At 60.8% G+C, this 14,191-nt stretch carries 12 protein-coding genes and 1 tRNA gene; 6 read left to right on the forward strand and 7 right to left on the reverse strand.

Going from position 1 to position 14,191, the window contains the following annotated elements:
- Nucleotides 1-49: 49 nt before the first annotated feature.
- The 7 genes from IPM27_00265 to IPM27_00295 form a co-directional block, all read right to left on the reverse strand.
- The gene (locus IPM27_00265; protein MBK9160002.1) at nucleotides 50-1,294 is read right to left on the reverse strand and encodes an integrase arm-type DNA-binding domain-containing protein; all 1,245 of its coding nucleotides are present in this window, start codon (nucleotides 1,292-1,294) and stop codon (nucleotides 50-52) included.
- 177 nt (nucleotides 1,295-1,471) lie between these two features.
- Nucleotides 1,472-1,561 (reverse strand) — tRNA-Ser (locus IPM27_00270).
- 188 nt (nucleotides 1,562-1,749) lie between these two features.
- Complete coding sequence (queD, locus tag IPM27_00275) at nucleotides 1,750-2,193, reverse strand: 6-carboxytetrahydropterin synthase QueD (protein ID MBK9160003.1); 444 nt, start codon at nucleotides 2,191-2,193, stop codon at nucleotides 1,750-1,752.
- Nucleotides 2,194-2,469: 276 nt separating this feature from the next.
- Nucleotides 2,470-4,425, reverse strand: coding sequence for a DUF3488 domain-containing transglutaminase family protein (locus tag IPM27_00280; protein MBK9160004.1), 1,956 nt, complete (start codon nucleotides 4,423-4,425; stop codon nucleotides 2,470-2,472).
- A gap of 154 nt (nucleotides 4,426-4,579) precedes the next feature.
- A complete protein-coding gene (locus IPM27_00285) occupies nucleotides 4,580-5,536 on the reverse strand; it encodes a DUF58 domain-containing protein (protein MBK9160005.1) in 957 nt (318 codons plus the stop codon).
- Between the two features lie 11 nt (nucleotides 5,537-5,547).
- Nucleotides 5,548-6,465 (reverse strand): AAA family ATPase, encoded by a 918-nt coding sequence (locus tag IPM27_00290; protein MBK9160006.1) that lies wholly within the window; start codon nucleotides 6,463-6,465, stop codon nucleotides 5,548-5,550.
- 93 nt (nucleotides 6,466-6,558) lie between these two features.
- On the reverse strand, nucleotides 6,559-6,927 hold the full coding sequence (locus IPM27_00295) for an Mth938-like domain-containing protein (GenBank protein ID MBK9160007.1): 369 nt from the start codon (nucleotides 6,925-6,927) through the stop codon (nucleotides 6,559-6,561).
- Nucleotides 6,928-7,058: 131 nt separating this feature from the next.
- On the opposite strand from IPM27_00295, the gene IPM27_00300 reads away from it, so the two are divergent.
- From IPM27_00300 to IPM27_00325, 6 genes are all read left to right on the forward strand, one after another.
- Nucleotides 7,059-8,288, forward strand: a complete 1,230-nt coding sequence (locus tag IPM27_00300) for a pyridoxal phosphate-dependent aminotransferase (GenBank protein ID MBK9160008.1) — start codon at nucleotides 7,059-7,061, stop codon at nucleotides 8,286-8,288.
- Nucleotides 8,289-8,476: 188 nt separating this feature from the next.
- Nucleotides 8,477-9,790 (forward strand): homoserine dehydrogenase, encoded by a 1,314-nt coding sequence (locus IPM27_00305; protein ID MBK9160009.1) that lies wholly within the window; start codon nucleotides 8,477-8,479, stop codon nucleotides 9,788-9,790.
- Nucleotides 9,791-10,100: 310 nt separating this feature from the next.
- Nucleotides 10,101-11,552, forward strand: a complete 1,452-nt coding sequence (locus IPM27_00310) for a threonine synthase (GenBank protein MBK9160010.1) — start codon at nucleotides 10,101-10,103, stop codon at nucleotides 11,550-11,552.
- Between the two features lie 171 nt (nucleotides 11,553-11,723).
- Nucleotides 11,724-12,014, forward strand: a complete 291-nt coding sequence (locus IPM27_00315; GenBank protein ID MBK9160011.1) for a GIY-YIG nuclease family protein — start codon at nucleotides 11,724-11,726, stop codon at nucleotides 12,012-12,014.
- Between the two features lie 150 nt (nucleotides 12,015-12,164).
- On the forward strand, nucleotides 12,165-13,070 hold the full coding sequence (locus tag IPM27_00320; GenBank protein ID MBK9160012.1) for an AEC family transporter: 906 nt from the start codon (nucleotides 12,165-12,167) through the stop codon (nucleotides 13,068-13,070).
- 303 nt (nucleotides 13,071-13,373) lie between these two features.
- On the forward strand, nucleotides 13,374-14,018 hold the full coding sequence (locus IPM27_00325) for a class I SAM-dependent methyltransferase (GenBank protein MBK9160013.1): 645 nt from the start codon (nucleotides 13,374-13,376) through the stop codon (nucleotides 14,016-14,018).
- Nucleotides 14,019-14,191: the final 173 nt, after the last annotated feature.

The raw sequence follows: 14,191 nt of genomic DNA on the forward strand, positions 1-14,191 counted from the left end.
CGGCAAGTGGGGGCGCTGGTCTATAGATGTCAGATATAAGTAGGGGTTGTCATGCGCGTAAAGGTATCACTTTCGCACCCGCTTCAGCTTGGTCGAGATAGTTGGCCCACTGCTGCATGACCCCTTTGCGTTCCTCAAAGTACGAAGTGCGCACATAAGCCGCCGCCGTTTGATTAACTAGCGCATGAGATAGCATCGCTTCTAGCACCTCCCATCGGTGGCCCATTTCACCAAGTATTGAACGAGCCAGACTTCTAAAGCCGTGCCCTGTCATCTGGCCTTTGTAGCCGATGGTTTCGATGATTTTCAATATGGTGTTTTCGCTGATTACCTTGCCCTGTTGGTTTCGGTTGGGAAATACATATTCGCCGTGGCCGGTAAGGGGGTATAGGTCACGCAGTATTTTCACGGCTTGCGCGCATAGTGGGACTGCATGATCTTTGCGTTTGTCGCCTTTGCCTTTGCGCCCGACCTGTTCCGCCGGAATAATCCAGCAGCCAGCATCGAGATCGAAATCCTCCCACTTGGAATAGCGCACCTCACTGGTTCGAGTGGCGGTCAGCATCAGCAAGCGGAAGGCGGATATGGCAATCGGAGAAACTTTGTCCAAGTTTTGATAGGCGGTTACCGCCCTCAAAAAATCAGGCAGTTTATCGGTGGAGATACAGGCAAAGCTTTCAGTCTTGGGGCGATCTGCCAGAGCGATGCGAACATCGGCGGGATTGATTCGAGCGCGCCCGGTTGCTATTGCGTATTTGAATGTCGTGCTAATCGTTTGTAATAGGCGGTCGCGTGTTTCATGGATACCCAGTTTCTCCATGTCGCGCATTATTTTCATAATGTCCATCGGCTCAATTTCGGTAATCGGTTTGTCGCCTATGGTTGCCATCGCGTATTTTTCCAAATTACCTAGCCATTGCTTTGCGTGGCCTTCTGTCCATATCGGGGATTTTACTTTGTGAAATTCGGTGGCGAGGTTTCGGAAGCTGTTTTCGGCAATCTCCAATACTTTCTGCTTTTCTTGTTTCGTCGCTTGTTTGATAGCGCTGGGGTCGGCATCGTTAGCCAATAGCCTGCGGGCATCTTCACGGCGGGTGCGGGCATCGGCTAGGCCGGTGTCAGGATAGACACCCAAGGCAAGTCGCTTTTCCTTGCCGCCAAAACGATACTTGAGTCGCCAGTATTTTGAACCGTTCGGCATTACCTCAAGATACATGCCCCCGCCGTCCGACATTTTGTAGGGCTTAACTTCGGGCTTGGCCTTCTTGATGGCGACTTCGGTTAGTTTGCTCATGATTGCACCTCACTGGGGGCATAAATTATTACGTCTGGGGGCATAAGTGTATTTTGTGCCCCCAAATGATGCAAGCTTGCGTGAGAATGGGTGAGCGCGATAGGCAATAAAAAACCCGCTAAAGCTATGCGCAGTGCGGGTTTATGAGTCTTTGTGAGACTCGGTGCTACAGTGTCTTGGCGGAAGCGGTGAGATTCGAACTCACGGAGGGGTTAAGCCCTCGCTGGTTTTCAAGACCAGTGCCTTCAACCACTCGGCCACGCTTCCATTCTTAATAAAGTGCCGGAACTGCAACGAACGGCGGTTTTGGCTACGACATAACCTGAAGGTTAGTCTGCGCCGCCACAAGCCGCTGCGCGGCGTGTGGTCAAGACCAGTGCCTTCAACCGCTCGGCCACGCTTCCGGAAGGCGCGCATTCTGAACGAAGAGGGGGTATGTGTCCAGCCCGGAGGCGTCAGCCGCGCACGCAATCCGACCAGTTGTTCGGCGTTTCGTAGAGGCGCACCCGTTCCAGCCGCAGGTTGTTGCCGTAGATGTCCCGGTAGGCCGGGGACAGGATGTCGAACGCGATTTGCGCGAGGTGTTCGGCGGTCGGCACGACCTCGAGGATGACGGTCTTATGGCCCGGCAGGGTGGCGAGGAAATCGCAGATCGCCGCGTCGCCGCGATACACGAGGAAAGCGTGGTCCCACGCGTCCACCAGTTTTTCCTTTGCGATGCGCTTCACGTCGGAGAAGTCCATCACCATGCCCTGTTCGGACACGCCTTCGGTGGTGATCGGGTCGCCGGACAGCGTGATCTCGATGGCATAGCGATGCCCGTGCAGGTGTTTGCACTGGCTGCTGTGGTTGGGGATGCGATGTCCGGCATCGAATTCCAGGCGACGGGTGATGAGCATACAGACACTCCAGTAAATTCATTATTCGGGCGCATCGCGGTGTTGCACGGTGCTCGCCCACTGCGGCTATCTAGGGATGCGCTGATCAAGTCGTCATTCCCGCGAAAGCGGGAATCCAGCTTGTTGATTTAACTGGGTTCCCGCTTTCGCGGGAACGACAAAACCATACTTGTTCAGCGCATCCCTAGTTGATATGTCTTGTGTGCTCCGCGCCGTGCGCCTTGCGCTGCATCCCGAATAATGAATTTCCCGGAGTGCCCACATTCATTCCCTAGCCTATGCGGCGCGGATTATACCGCGCCGGATTTTCAACGCGGTGGCGCGTTGCAGGAATTCGTGCCGCGCCTGTTCGTCTTGGGACTTTCCGTAGCGCAGCCCGCTGTAGCGCGCGGCGAGGTCTGCGATGTCTTCCGCGATGTCCGGCCGTGCCGATGCGATACGCGCGGCATAGTCCTGCGGGCCTTCGTGTGGCGCGCGCGGCAGGCCGGCTTTTGCCAGTCTGCCGCACAGTTTCAGCCAGGCCGCCTGCACCTCGTCGTGCCGGCGCGTGAACAGGTGGCGCAGCATGAACAGCGCGAACAGCGCGATCGCCAGGCCGAGGCCGACCGCCAGGTTCATGGCCAGTTTCTGCCAGGTGACCGATTCCATGCCGAGCCGGGTCAGGAAGGCGAACTGGCGTTCGTTGTCGTAGCCCAGCACCCACTGGTTCCACTGGTTGGCGAGCGTGTCCCAGTTCATGCGCAGCTTGAGCAGCCATTGCGGCGGGTTGCGCGCCATGAAGGGCAATGCGGCGTTGTCCGCGACCGCCGAAGAGAGCCCCCGCTGGATGCGCCCGGGGGCGATGGCGGCGGTCGGGTCGTGGCGCACCCAGCCGCGTTCGCCCAGCCATACTTCGGCCCAGGCATGCGCATCCGATTGGCGCAGGATGTGGTAGTCGCCCAGTTCGTTGTATTCGCTGCCCTGGTAGCCGGTGACCACGCGCGCCGGGATGCCGGCCGCGCGCATCAGGAACACGAAACTGCCCGCATAGTGTTCGCAGAACCCCTGCCGGGTGCGGAACAGGAAATCGTCCACGCTGTTGGCGCCGAGCAACGGCGGTTCCAGCGTGTATTCGTAGCCGCCGCGGTTGAAGTGGGCCAATGCGGCGCGCACGATGGCGGCATCGTCTTGCGGGAACTGCTCACGCCAGCTTTTCGCAAGCAGGCGCGACTCCGGATTCAGCCCGCGCGGTAGTGCAAGGGCGCGCTTTATCTGTTGCGGCGGCTCGTCGGGATTGGCGCGATAGCTCAGGAGGGAACTGGCCCGATAGCGGATACGCGCATTCACCGGTTTGTGGCTCAACGACTGAAAGTCGGGCGCGAGAAGGGACGGGATGGAGAGCCTGTCCGGCATGTCCAGCGCGAACAGCCAGTGCTTGTTGTGCGGTTCCAGCGTGACGGTATAGCTCGCCGGCGAACCCGTGTCTGCCAGCGTGGGCGCGCGCAAGGTCGCATTCCGGCCACGCGTCCAGGTAGTGCCGTCGAAGTCCCACAGCACCGGGCCGCGCCAGTACATCTGCTCGCGCGGCGGCACCGGGCCGTCGAAGGTCACACGGAACGCGACGGCGTCCGACAGGGATAGTTTGCTCAGGCTGCCCGGCGACATGGTGTCGGACAGCCCGCTACTGGCATAGGCGTCCTGCGGCAATCCCCACAGCGGTCCCTGCACGCGCGGGAACAGCACGAACAGGATCAGCGTCAGCGGGATGGCCTGCAGCAGCAGGGTGGAGGCGACGCGCAGACGCGGCCCCAGCGCGATGTCCGGCGCATGCAGGTGTACCCAGCTGGTCAGGATGACGACCAGCGTGGCGAGCATGTACAGCGCGGTGGGGATGCTCTGCGAGTAGAAGAAGTTGGTGATGATGATGAAGCAGGCGAGATAGACCAGTGCCACCGCATCGCGCGCCGTGCGCAGTTCCATCAGCTTGAGCGTGGCGAGCAGCATCAGCAGCGTGACGCCGACCTCGCGTCCGAACAGCGTGTGGAAATCGATGGCGATGCCACCCGTGCAGGCAAGGGTGATCGTCAGCAGCAGCCAGCGTTTCGGCAGCGGGTTGCCGCTCCAGGCCAGATAGCCGCGCCACGCCAGCAGGCTGGCGCACAGCGCCGTGACCCACGGCGGCAGGTGTTCGGCATGCGGCGCGATGACCATCAGGATGGACAGCAACAGCCCGTAGGTCGACATCCTGTTCATTGGTTTGTCATTCCCGCGTAGGCGGGAATCCAGATGGTAGAACAAGCCCCCCGCGTAGCGGGACAAATCAAACAATTGCCGGCCTTGCCGGAATTTGTTTTCTTGCTGGATTCCCGCCTGCGCGGGAATGACGGAAATAACATGGCGTAGCGGTTCATTTGGTTTCAATCACTCCGAACAGCGCGATGCGGCCCAGGCATGCATCCCGGTGGGCGAAGCCGTTGTTGGCGGGCAATTCGCCGTCAGGCAGGCGCAGTCCGTAGCGCAGTCCCTGCGCCTCGGCATCCAGCACCCAGCGGGTCATGCGCGCCAGCCGGTTCTCGATGTCGGCATCCGGCGCGTCGGCGAGGTCCAGCCATAATTCCTCGCCGAGTTGCGTGGAGAACTGCTTCACCTGCAATCCCTGCTCGCGCGCATAGGCTTTCCACGCGATGCGCGGCAGGGCATCGCCCGGCACATAGTTGCGCAGCCCGGAAAAATCGTCGTCGCCCGCGACGGTGCGCTTGCCCGCGCCGTCCGGCGAGTTGCCCGGCGGTAGCGGCGCGTCGGACAGCGGTCTGGGATAGACCAGGCAGCGCGTGTCGAAATGCAGGTACGACCAGGCATGGAACAGGCCGAGCGGGAATTCGGTATACAGCGTCAGTCGCCCGGCCTGCAGCCAGCCGCGCCGCGTCGCGGGCAGCGGGAGGGCCACCTCGCGATCTTCGCCGGCAGGGACGTCGAAGCCGGTCGTCGTGCCACCGGCGTGGCGCAGGCACAACTGGTGGCGCGCCAGCGTGCCGGGATTATGGAAATGCAGGATGAAATGCGCGGTCCCGCCGCAGAATACGGGTTCGGCACGCCCGGCGCGCACTTCCAGATGCGCCAGGTTGCGGAAGGCGTGCAGCATGGACAGGACCGCCACCATCGCCAGCAGGAAGGTCAGCACGTAACCGAGGCTGAGGTTGTAGTTGATGTCGCCGAGCAGCATCAACACCAGCACGAAACCGAGCGCCAGTCCCTGCCGGGTGGGCAGGATGAAGATGCGGCGCTGCGTGAGCAGGATGGCGCCGTGCTCGACCCTGGGACGGAACAGCCAGGTGTTGAAGCGTTGTCGGAGCGCGGCCAGCATGGTCGGCAAACCTAGGGGATCGCCACCGCCCCGATCAGTTCGCGCGCCAGCGTGTCGCTGTCATGTTGCCGGTGCTCGCCGACCGGTTGCAGGCGATGGCTGACCACGCCGGGCAGGATCGCCTGCACGTCTTCCGGAACGACCGCGTCGCGTTCGTCCAGCAGCGCCCAGGCACGTGCCGCCGCCAGCAGGGCGAGTCCGGCGCGCGGCGACAGGCCGTGCGTATAGCGCGCCGTCTCGCGCGTGTGACGCAGGATGGCCTGCGCATAATCGAGCAGCGCGGGCGAAACGAATATCCCGCGCACGCGTTTCTGCAAATCCAGTAGTTCCGCGCTTTCCATTTGCGGGGTGAGGTTGGCGATGATCTCGCGCCGGTCCACGCCGGACAGCAGGCCACGCTCGGCATGGGCGTCGGGATAGCCCATCTGGATGCGCATCAGAAAACGGTCGAGTTGCGATTCCGGCAGCGGGAAGGTGCCGACCTGGTGGGACGGGTTCTGCGTCGCGATGACGAAGAACGGCGCCGGCAGCGCGCGCGTCACGCCCTCGATGGTCACCTGGTGTTCTTCCATCGCTTCCAGCAACGCGCTCTGCGCCTTGGGTGTGGCGCGGTTCACCTCGTCTGCCAGGATCATCTGCGCGAAGATCGGGCCGGCATGGAATTCGAACTTGCCCGCGTCGCGCTGGAACACCGACGAACCGAGGATGTCGGCGGGCAGCAGGTCGCTGGTGAACTGGATGCGCTGGAACTGCAACCCGAGCGTGCGCGCCAGCACATGGGCCAGCGTGGTCTTGCCGACGCCCGGCAGGTCCTCGATCAGCAGGTGCCCGCGCGCCAGCAGGCAGACCAGCGCGAAGCGGATCTGCTGCGGCTTGCCGAGGATGGCGCTCTCGACCTGGCGGATGGCGGTGTGCAGAGCTTGGGTCATGGTTCCTTTCTGGGGGAGTGGGAAGTAGGAAGTGGGAGGTAGGAAGTGCAGGTTTTCCCACTATCCACTTACCACTCACCACTTCCCGGTTTGTTAAATCAATATCGCCGCAACCACTCTGCGACCCTCGGCTACCAGTATATTGTAGGTGCGGCATGCGGCGGGCGTGTCCATGCACTCCACGCCGATGCGCGCGTCGGTCAGCGCGCGGTACAGGCGCGGGTGCGGGAAGCGTTGCCGGGCGCCGGTGCCGAGCAGTACCACGTCGGGATCGTACGCAAGGAGGCAGGCGAAATGTGCCTCGTCCAGATCGTCGAAGCTGCGGGCCTCCCAGTCGCTGTGCACGGCATCCGCGAGCACCACCACGCTGCTGCCGAAGCGCTCGCCGTTGACCATGACATGGTCGTCGCCGTGTGCGGTGAACAGTTTGGTGTCGCCCGGATCGGCGAGATATAGTTTCACGGGCTTGCTCCTTGGCCGTATGGCATTTGCCGCAGGGGGGCTGCGCGGGTAAAATCGCGCCCTTCGCTGCTCTGTGCCGATTCTATCATTCCGGCCCCGGACGGCATTTCAAATAATTTGGGCGTATGACTGTGAAACCACTCTTAAAATCCACCAAGCTTGCCAACGTGTGCTACGACATCCGCGGCCCGGTGATGGAACGCGCCAAGCAGATGGAAGAGGAAGGGCAGCGCATCGTCAAGCTGAACATCGGCAACCTCGCGCCGTTCGGCTTCGAAGCGCCCGAGGAGATCCAGCAGGATGTGATCCTCAACCTGCCGAATGCGTCCGGCTATTCCGATTCCAAGGGCATGTTCGCGGCGCGCAAGGCGGTGATGCATTACTGCCAGTCGAAGAAGATCAAGGGCGTCGGACTGGAGGACATCTACATCGGCAACGGTGCGTCCGAACTGATCGTGATGGCGATGCAGGGCCTGCTCAACACCGGCGACGAAGTGCTGGTGCCGACACCGGACTATCCGTTGTGGACGGCCGCGGTGACGCTGGCCGGCGGTACGTCGCGCCATTACCTGTGCGACGAGGCCAACGAGTGGAATCCCGATCTCGAGGATATGCGCAGCAAGATCACCGACAGGACGCGCGCCATCGTCGTCATCAACCCGAACAATCCGACCGGTGCGCTGTATTCGGACGACATCCTGAAAGAGATCATCGCGATCGCGCGCGAGCACCATCTGGTGATCTTCGCCGACGAGATCTACGACAAGATGCTCTACGACGGCGCGAAGCACACGTCCATCGCCTCGCTGGCGGAAGACGTGCTGTTCGTCACGCTGAACGGCCTGTCCAAGAACTACCGTGCCTGTGGCTACCGTTCCGGCTGGATGGTGCTATCCGGTGAGAAGAAGCACGCGCAGGACTACATCAACGGCCTGACGATACTGGCGTCGATGCGGTTGTGCTCCAACGTGCCGGGTCAGTTCGCGATCCAGACCGCGCTGGGCGGCTACCAGAGCATCGACGACCTGGTCGCGCCGGGCGGGCGCCTGGCCAAGCAGCGCGATCTCGCCTACCAGATGCTGACCGCGCTTCCCGGCGTGACCTGCATTAAACCGAAGGCGGCGCTGTACCTGTTCCCGCGTTTCGATCCCAAGGTCTATCCGATCGAGGACGACCAGCAGTTCATTCTGGAGTTGCTGGAAGAGGAGAAGGTGCTGGTGGTGCAGGGAAGCGGTTTCAACTGGGTCCATCCGGACCATATCCGCATCGTGTTCCTGCCGATCGAGGACGACCTGACCGATGCCTTCGGGCGGCTTGCGCGGTTCCTCGAGAACTATCGCAAACGTCACGGCACGAATTAATACAATGTCATTCCCGCGCAAAGGGGTAAACAGGCAAGCGGCGTAGTGGCTGCTCGCAAAGCGGGAATCCAGTAATTGGATTTGGCCCCGCGTAGCGGGACAAAAAACAGAAGCATTTTGAAATGAATCGCCGGATTCCCGCTTTCGCGGGAATGACGGCACAAGTGAAAAGGTAATCGTCAATGAGCATCAAACCAATCAACGTAGGACTCCTCGGTATCGGCACGGTGGGTGGCGGTACGTTCACCGTGCTGCAACGCAACGCGGAAGAGATCGCGCGCCGCGCAGGCCGTCCGATCCGCATCACCGTGGTGGCGGACAAGAATGTCGAACTGGCGAAAAAAACCACCGGCGGAGCCTGCCGCGTCACCGACGACGCGTTCTCCGTGGTGGCCGACCCGGAAGTGGACATCGTCATCGAACTGATCGGCGGCTACGGCGTGGCGAAGGAGCTGGTACTGAAGGCCATCGCCAACGGCAAGCATGTGGTCACCGCCAACAAGGCGCTGCTGGCGACACACGGCAACGAGATCTTCCAGGCCGCGCAGGACAAGGGCGTGATGGTCGCGTTCGAGGCGGCGATCGCCGGCGGCATCCCGATCGTCAAGGCGGTGCGCGAAGGTCTGACCGCGAACCGCATCGAGTGGATCGCCGGCATCATCAACGGCACCACCAACTTCATCCTGTCAGAGATGCGCGACAAGGGACTGGATTTCGACACCGTGCTGAAAGAAGCGCAACGTCTGGGTTACGCCGAAGCCGACCCGACCTTCGACATCGAGGGCGTGGATGCGGCGCACAAGATCACTCTGCTCGCGTCGCTGGCATTCGGCATCCCGGTGCAATTCGACAAGGCGCACATCGAAGGCATCTCAAAACTGGACGCGGCGGACATCCGCTATGCCGAACAGCTGGGCTACCGCATCAAGCTGCTGGGCATCACCAAGCGCACCGACGAGGGCATCGAACTGCGCGTGCATCCGACCCTGATCCCGTCCAAGCGCCTGATCGCCAATGTGGAAGGCGCAATGAACGCGGTGCTGGTGCAGGGCGACGCGGTGGGCGCGACGCTGTATTACGGCAAGGGAGCGGGCGCCGAGCCGACCGCCAGCGCGGTGATCGCCGATCTGGTGGACGTGACGCGCATGCATACCGCCGACCCGCAGAACCGCGTGCCGCACTTGGCGTTCCAGCCCAACCGGATGGCCGACATCCGGGTGTTGCCGATGGACGAGGTGCGGTCCAGCTACTACCTGCGCCTGCGCGTACTGGACAAGTCCGGCGTGCTGGCCGACATCACGCGCATCCTCGCCGATGAGCAGATCTCCATCGAAGCGGTACTGCAGAAGGAACCGGCGGAAGGCGAGGAACAGACCGACCTGATCATGCTCACCCACCAGACGCGCGAGAAGCGCATCAATGCCGCGATCAAGAAGATCGAAGCGTTGGGCGTGGTGGCGGGCAATGTGACCAGGCTGAGGATGGAAGAGTTGGGAAAGTGATTAAACTCCCCTCGCCCGCAAGCGGGAGAGGGGCTGGGGGAGAGGGCGTGGAAATTCTACCCTCTCCCTGACCCTCTCCCTGCAAGGGAGAGGGAACTGATGAACCCGTAGGGTGCAATAAGCGAAGCGCATTGCACCGGATGTGCTGGAAGAATATGAAAAAATGCTGGCTGCCTCAAGAAATGATTTTTGCGGGATGACGCGCAAGGAGCCGCACAGCGAATGACGAGGCATATCGCATTGATAGACGAGGAATAAGCGAGCACGCGACACAGCGATTCGCCCGCAAAAGCCATTTATTGAGGTATCCATGAAATACATCTCCACCCGCGGCAACGCGCCCGCAAAAACTTTCACCGAGATCCTCTTGGGGGGTCTTGCACCCGATGGCGGCCTGTACCTGCCGGAGCAATATCCGCAGGTGACGCGCGCCGAACTGGATGCGTGGCGCAAGCTGTCCTATGCCGATCTCGCATTCGCGGTGTTGTCGAAGTTCATCACCGACATCCCGGCAGCCGACCTGAAAGCCATCGTCAGCAAGACCTACACCGCCGAGGTGTACGGCAACGGCCGCACAGACTCCGATTTTTCGCAGATCACGCCATTGCGCAAATTGACCGGTGGCGTGTACCTGCTCGAACTGTCCAACGGCCCGACGCTGGCGTTCAAGGACATGGCGATGCAGTTGCTGGGCAACCTGTTCGAGTATGCGCTGGCGAAGCAGCACGAGGAGTTGAACATCCTCGGCGCGACCTCGGGCGACACCGGCTCCGCCGCCGAATACGCGATGCGCGGCAAGCGCGGCATCCGCGTGTTCATGCTGTCGCCGAACGGCAAGATGAGCGCGTTCCAGCGCGCGCAGATGTATTCGCTGCAAGACCCCAACATCCACAATATCGCCGTCAACGGTTTCTTTGACGACGCGCAGGATATGGTGAAAGCGGTATCCAACGACCATGCGTTCAAGGCGAAATACAAGATCGGCACGGTCAACTCCATCAACTGGGCGCGCGTGTCGGCGCAGGTGGTGTACTACTTCAAGGGCTACTTCGCGGCGACGACCTCCAACGACGAACAGGTCGCGTTCTCGGTGCCGTCCGGCAACTTCGGCAACATCTGCGCCGGCCACATCGCGCGCATGATGGGCCTGCCGATCGGGCAACTGATCCTCGCCACCAACGAGAACGACGTGCTGGACGAGTTCTTCCGCACCGGCGTGTATCGTCCGCGCGGCACGGCGCATACCTACGAGACCAGCAGCCCGTCGATGGACATTTCCAAGGCGTCCAACTTCGAGCGCTTCGTGTTCGATCTGGTCGGACGCGACGGCGCCAAGGTGCGCGAGTTCTGGGCCAACGTCGATCGCGCCGCCGGCAACGCCGACGTGGCTGCGTTCGACATCAAGCACACGCCTTATTGGGATGCGCTGCCGAAGTTCGAGTTCGCTTCCGGCAAGAGCGCCCACCAGGACAGGCTGAAGACCATCCGCGAATTGTGGGAGGAATACGGCGTGATGATCGATACGCACACCGCCGACGGCCTGAAGGTCGGTCTGGAACAGCGCCGCCCGAGTTTGCCGCTGATCTGCCTGGAAACGGCACTGCCGGCCAAGTTCGCCGAGACCATCCGGGAAGCGCTGGGCCGCGAACCCGAGCGTCCGGAATCCATGGTCGGCATCGAAGACCTGCCGCAGCGCGTGGAAGTGATGGATGCGGATGTGGCGAAGCTGAAGTCATTCATCAGCGCGAACGTTCCGCACTAGCCTTGCCGTCATTTCCGCGAAAGCGGGAATCCAGTTAGGGATGCGCTGAACAAGTATGGTTTTGTCGTTCCCGCGCAAGCGGGAACCCAGTTAAATCAACAAGCTGGATTCCCGCTTGCGCGGGAATGACGGAGATTCTTCGTACAGTGCAGTAGGAGATCAAGGAGTGTCATGTCCAAACAGCCTTGTGTCTATATCCTCGCCAGCCAGCGCAACGGTACGCTTTACATCGGGGTGACTGGTGATCTTGTGAAACGGGTGTGGGAACACAAGAATGACTTGGCCGATGGATTTACCAAGAAGTACGACGTCCATTCCCTGGTTTATTTTGAACAATGCGATGACATGGTTGCTGCGATTGCTCGTGAAAAGCAGCTAAAAAAGTGGAATCGTGCATGGAAAGTTGAACTGATCGAATCAACGAATCCGGAATGGCGGGATTTATGGGAAGAAATTGCCTGATGCTGACTGTAAATATATCTGTCATTCCCGCGCAAGCGGGAATCCAGCAAAAATACCAATGCCGCGTAGCGGGAAAATTTTATGTACTGTCTCGCTGCGCGAGGTCTGTTGAATTGACTGGATTCCCGCTTGCGCGGGAATGACGATGGAATGAACAATCTCATCCTGCTCATCCTCTGCTTCCTCGCCGGCATGCTGTTGCGCCATCTGCGGCGCATGCCGGACAACGCGCCGGCCACGCTCAACAGCTTCATCATCCACGTCTCGCTGCCGGCGCTGACACTGCTGTACATCCACGAACTGCACCTGTCCGGCGATGTCGTGCTGACCGCGCTGATGGCATGGATCGTGTTCGGCCTGTCGGCGGGTTTCTTCTGGTCGGTCGGGCGCTGGCTGTCGTTGCCGCGCCGGACGACGGGCGCGCTGATCGTGGTCGGCGGGCTGGGCAACACCTCGTTCTTCGGCCTGCCGATGGTCGAGGCTTTCTACGGCAAGGAGGGGTTGGGTACCGCCATCATCGCCGACCAGCTCGGTTCCTTCCTTGCACTGTCCATCCTCGGCATCACGGTCGCCGGCATCTATTCGTCGGGCAGGCCGACGATGGCGGAGATCGCGAAACGCATCGCGCTGTTCCCGCCGTTCATCGCGCTGGTCATCGCCCTGCTGCTGATCCCGGTCGAGTATGCGGACTGGTTCACGCTGTTATTGAAGCGGCTGGGCGACACGCTGGCGCCGCTGGCGCTGTTGTCGGTGGGGTTGCAACTGCGCCTCGGGCATGTCGCGGAACACAGGCGCAACCTCGCATTGGGGCTGGGCTTCAAGCTCATCCTCGCGCCGCTGGTGGTTTACCTGTTGTATGTGCAGATGCTCGGCGCGCGCGGCCTGCCCATCCAGGTCACGCTGTTCGAGGCGGCGATGCCGCCGATGATCACCGCCGCCATCGTGGCCAGTGAACACGACCTCGACCCGCCGCTGGCCAACCTGATGGTGGCGGTCGGACTGATCGTTTCTTTCTTCACGCTCAGTGCGTGGTGGTATGTGTGGAGAGCGGTATAAACTTCACCTGTGACGTCATTCCCGCGCAGGCGGGAATCCAGTCCAACTATTGATGTTTCCATAATTAATGACATTCGCGCCGTCATTCCCGCGCAAGCGGGAATCCAGTGGGTTTAATGAAAATGCATTTTTTTCTTGCTGGATTCCCGCTTGCGCGGGAATGACGCGGTTTTTTCACTCGACTTCATTTCTGATCATCTTGTCCTGATTTATGGAAGGATCAATAAAGAACGCCCTCGCAACGCGAGGGACAAGGCCAAAAGGCATTTTTGATAAAACCAATGGATTCCCGCCTACGCGGGAATGACGGGTTCATGGATAGGGAGAAATAAATTGAGTAGCATCTGGAACGAACGTTATGCGGGCGAGGAATACCTGTTCGGCGAACAGCCGAATGCCTTCCTGGTTTCGCAGCAGCACAGGCTGGAACCGGGCATGAGCTGTCTGGCGGTGGCCGATGGCGAAGGGCGCAACGGCGTGTGGCTGGCGCAACAGGGGCTGGACGTGCTGTCGGTGGAATCTTCGCCGGTCGCGCTGGACAAGGCACAGCGGCTGGCCTCGGCACGCGGCGTTGCGGTACGGTTCGAGCTGGCCGACCTGTTCTCGTGGGAGTGGGGCAAGGAACGCTTCGATGTGGTCGCCGCCATCTTCATCCAGTTCGCCCCGCCCGGCATGCGCGAACAGATGTTCGAAAACATCAGGCGCTGCCTCAAGCCGGGCGGGTTGCTGCTGCTGCAGGGATACACGCCGCGCCAGCTCGAATACAGGACCGGCGGCCCGTCACAGGCCGAGAACCTTTATACCGAAGCCATGCTGCGCGAACTGTGCGCCGGCATGGAGATCCTGCACCTGCGCGAACACGACAGCATCATCCGCGAAGGGACGGGACACAGCGGCATGTCGGCGCTGATCGATCTGGCGGCGCGCAAGGCCGAAAGCATCTATTGATGTTTCAATAATTAATGACATCCGCGCCGCGCAAGCGGGAATCCAGCAAGAAAAAAAGCATTTTCATTAAAACCACTGGATTCCCGCTTGCGCGGGAATGACACGGTTTTTTCTTCACTCGACTTCATTTCTGATCGTCTTGTCCTGATTTATGGAAAGCTCAATAGGCCGAA

Source organism: Nitrosomonadales bacterium (assembly GCA_016716325.1).
In the GTDB taxonomy this organism is placed as follows: Bacteria; Pseudomonadota; Gammaproteobacteria; order Burkholderiales; family Gallionellaceae; genus Gallionella.

What these genes read in the sequence shown, in the direction of transcription:
- IPM27_00285 (MBK9160005.1), bottom strand. Translation starts at nt 5,536, where the DNA reads ATGCTGGCCGCGCTCCGACAACGCTTCAACACCTGGCTGTTCCGTCCC.
- IPM27_00280 (MBK9160004.1), bottom strand. Translation starts at nt 4,425, where the DNA reads ATGAACAGGATGTCGACCTACGGGCTGTTGCTGTCCATCCTGATGGTC.
- IPM27_00290 (MBK9160006.1), bottom strand. Translation starts at nt 6,465, where the DNA reads ATGACCCAAGCTCTGCACACCGCCATCCGCCAGGTCGAGAGCGCCATC.
- IPM27_00320 (MBK9160012.1), top strand. Translation starts at nt 12,165, where the DNA reads ATGAACAATCTCATCCTGCTCATCCTCTGCTTCCTCGCCGGCATGCTG.
- IPM27_00325 (MBK9160013.1), top strand. Translation starts at nt 13,374, where the DNA reads ATGACGGGTTCATGGATAGGGAGAAATAAATTGAGTAGCATCTGGAAC.
- IPM27_00310 (MBK9160010.1), top strand. Translation starts at nt 10,101, where the DNA reads ATGAAATACATCTCCACCCGCGGCAACGCGCCCGCAAAAACTTTCACC.
- IPM27_00315 (MBK9160011.1), top strand. Translation starts at nt 11,724, where the DNA reads ATGTCCAAACAGCCTTGTGTCTATATCCTCGCCAGCCAGCGCAACGGT.
- IPM27_00265 (MBK9160002.1), bottom strand. Translation starts at nt 1,294, where the DNA reads ATGAGCAAACTAACCGAAGTCGCCATCAAGAAGGCCAAGCCCGAAGTT.
- queD (MBK9160003.1), bottom strand. Translation starts at nt 2,193, where the DNA reads ATGCTCATCACCCGTCGCCTGGAATTCGATGCCGGACATCGCATCCCC.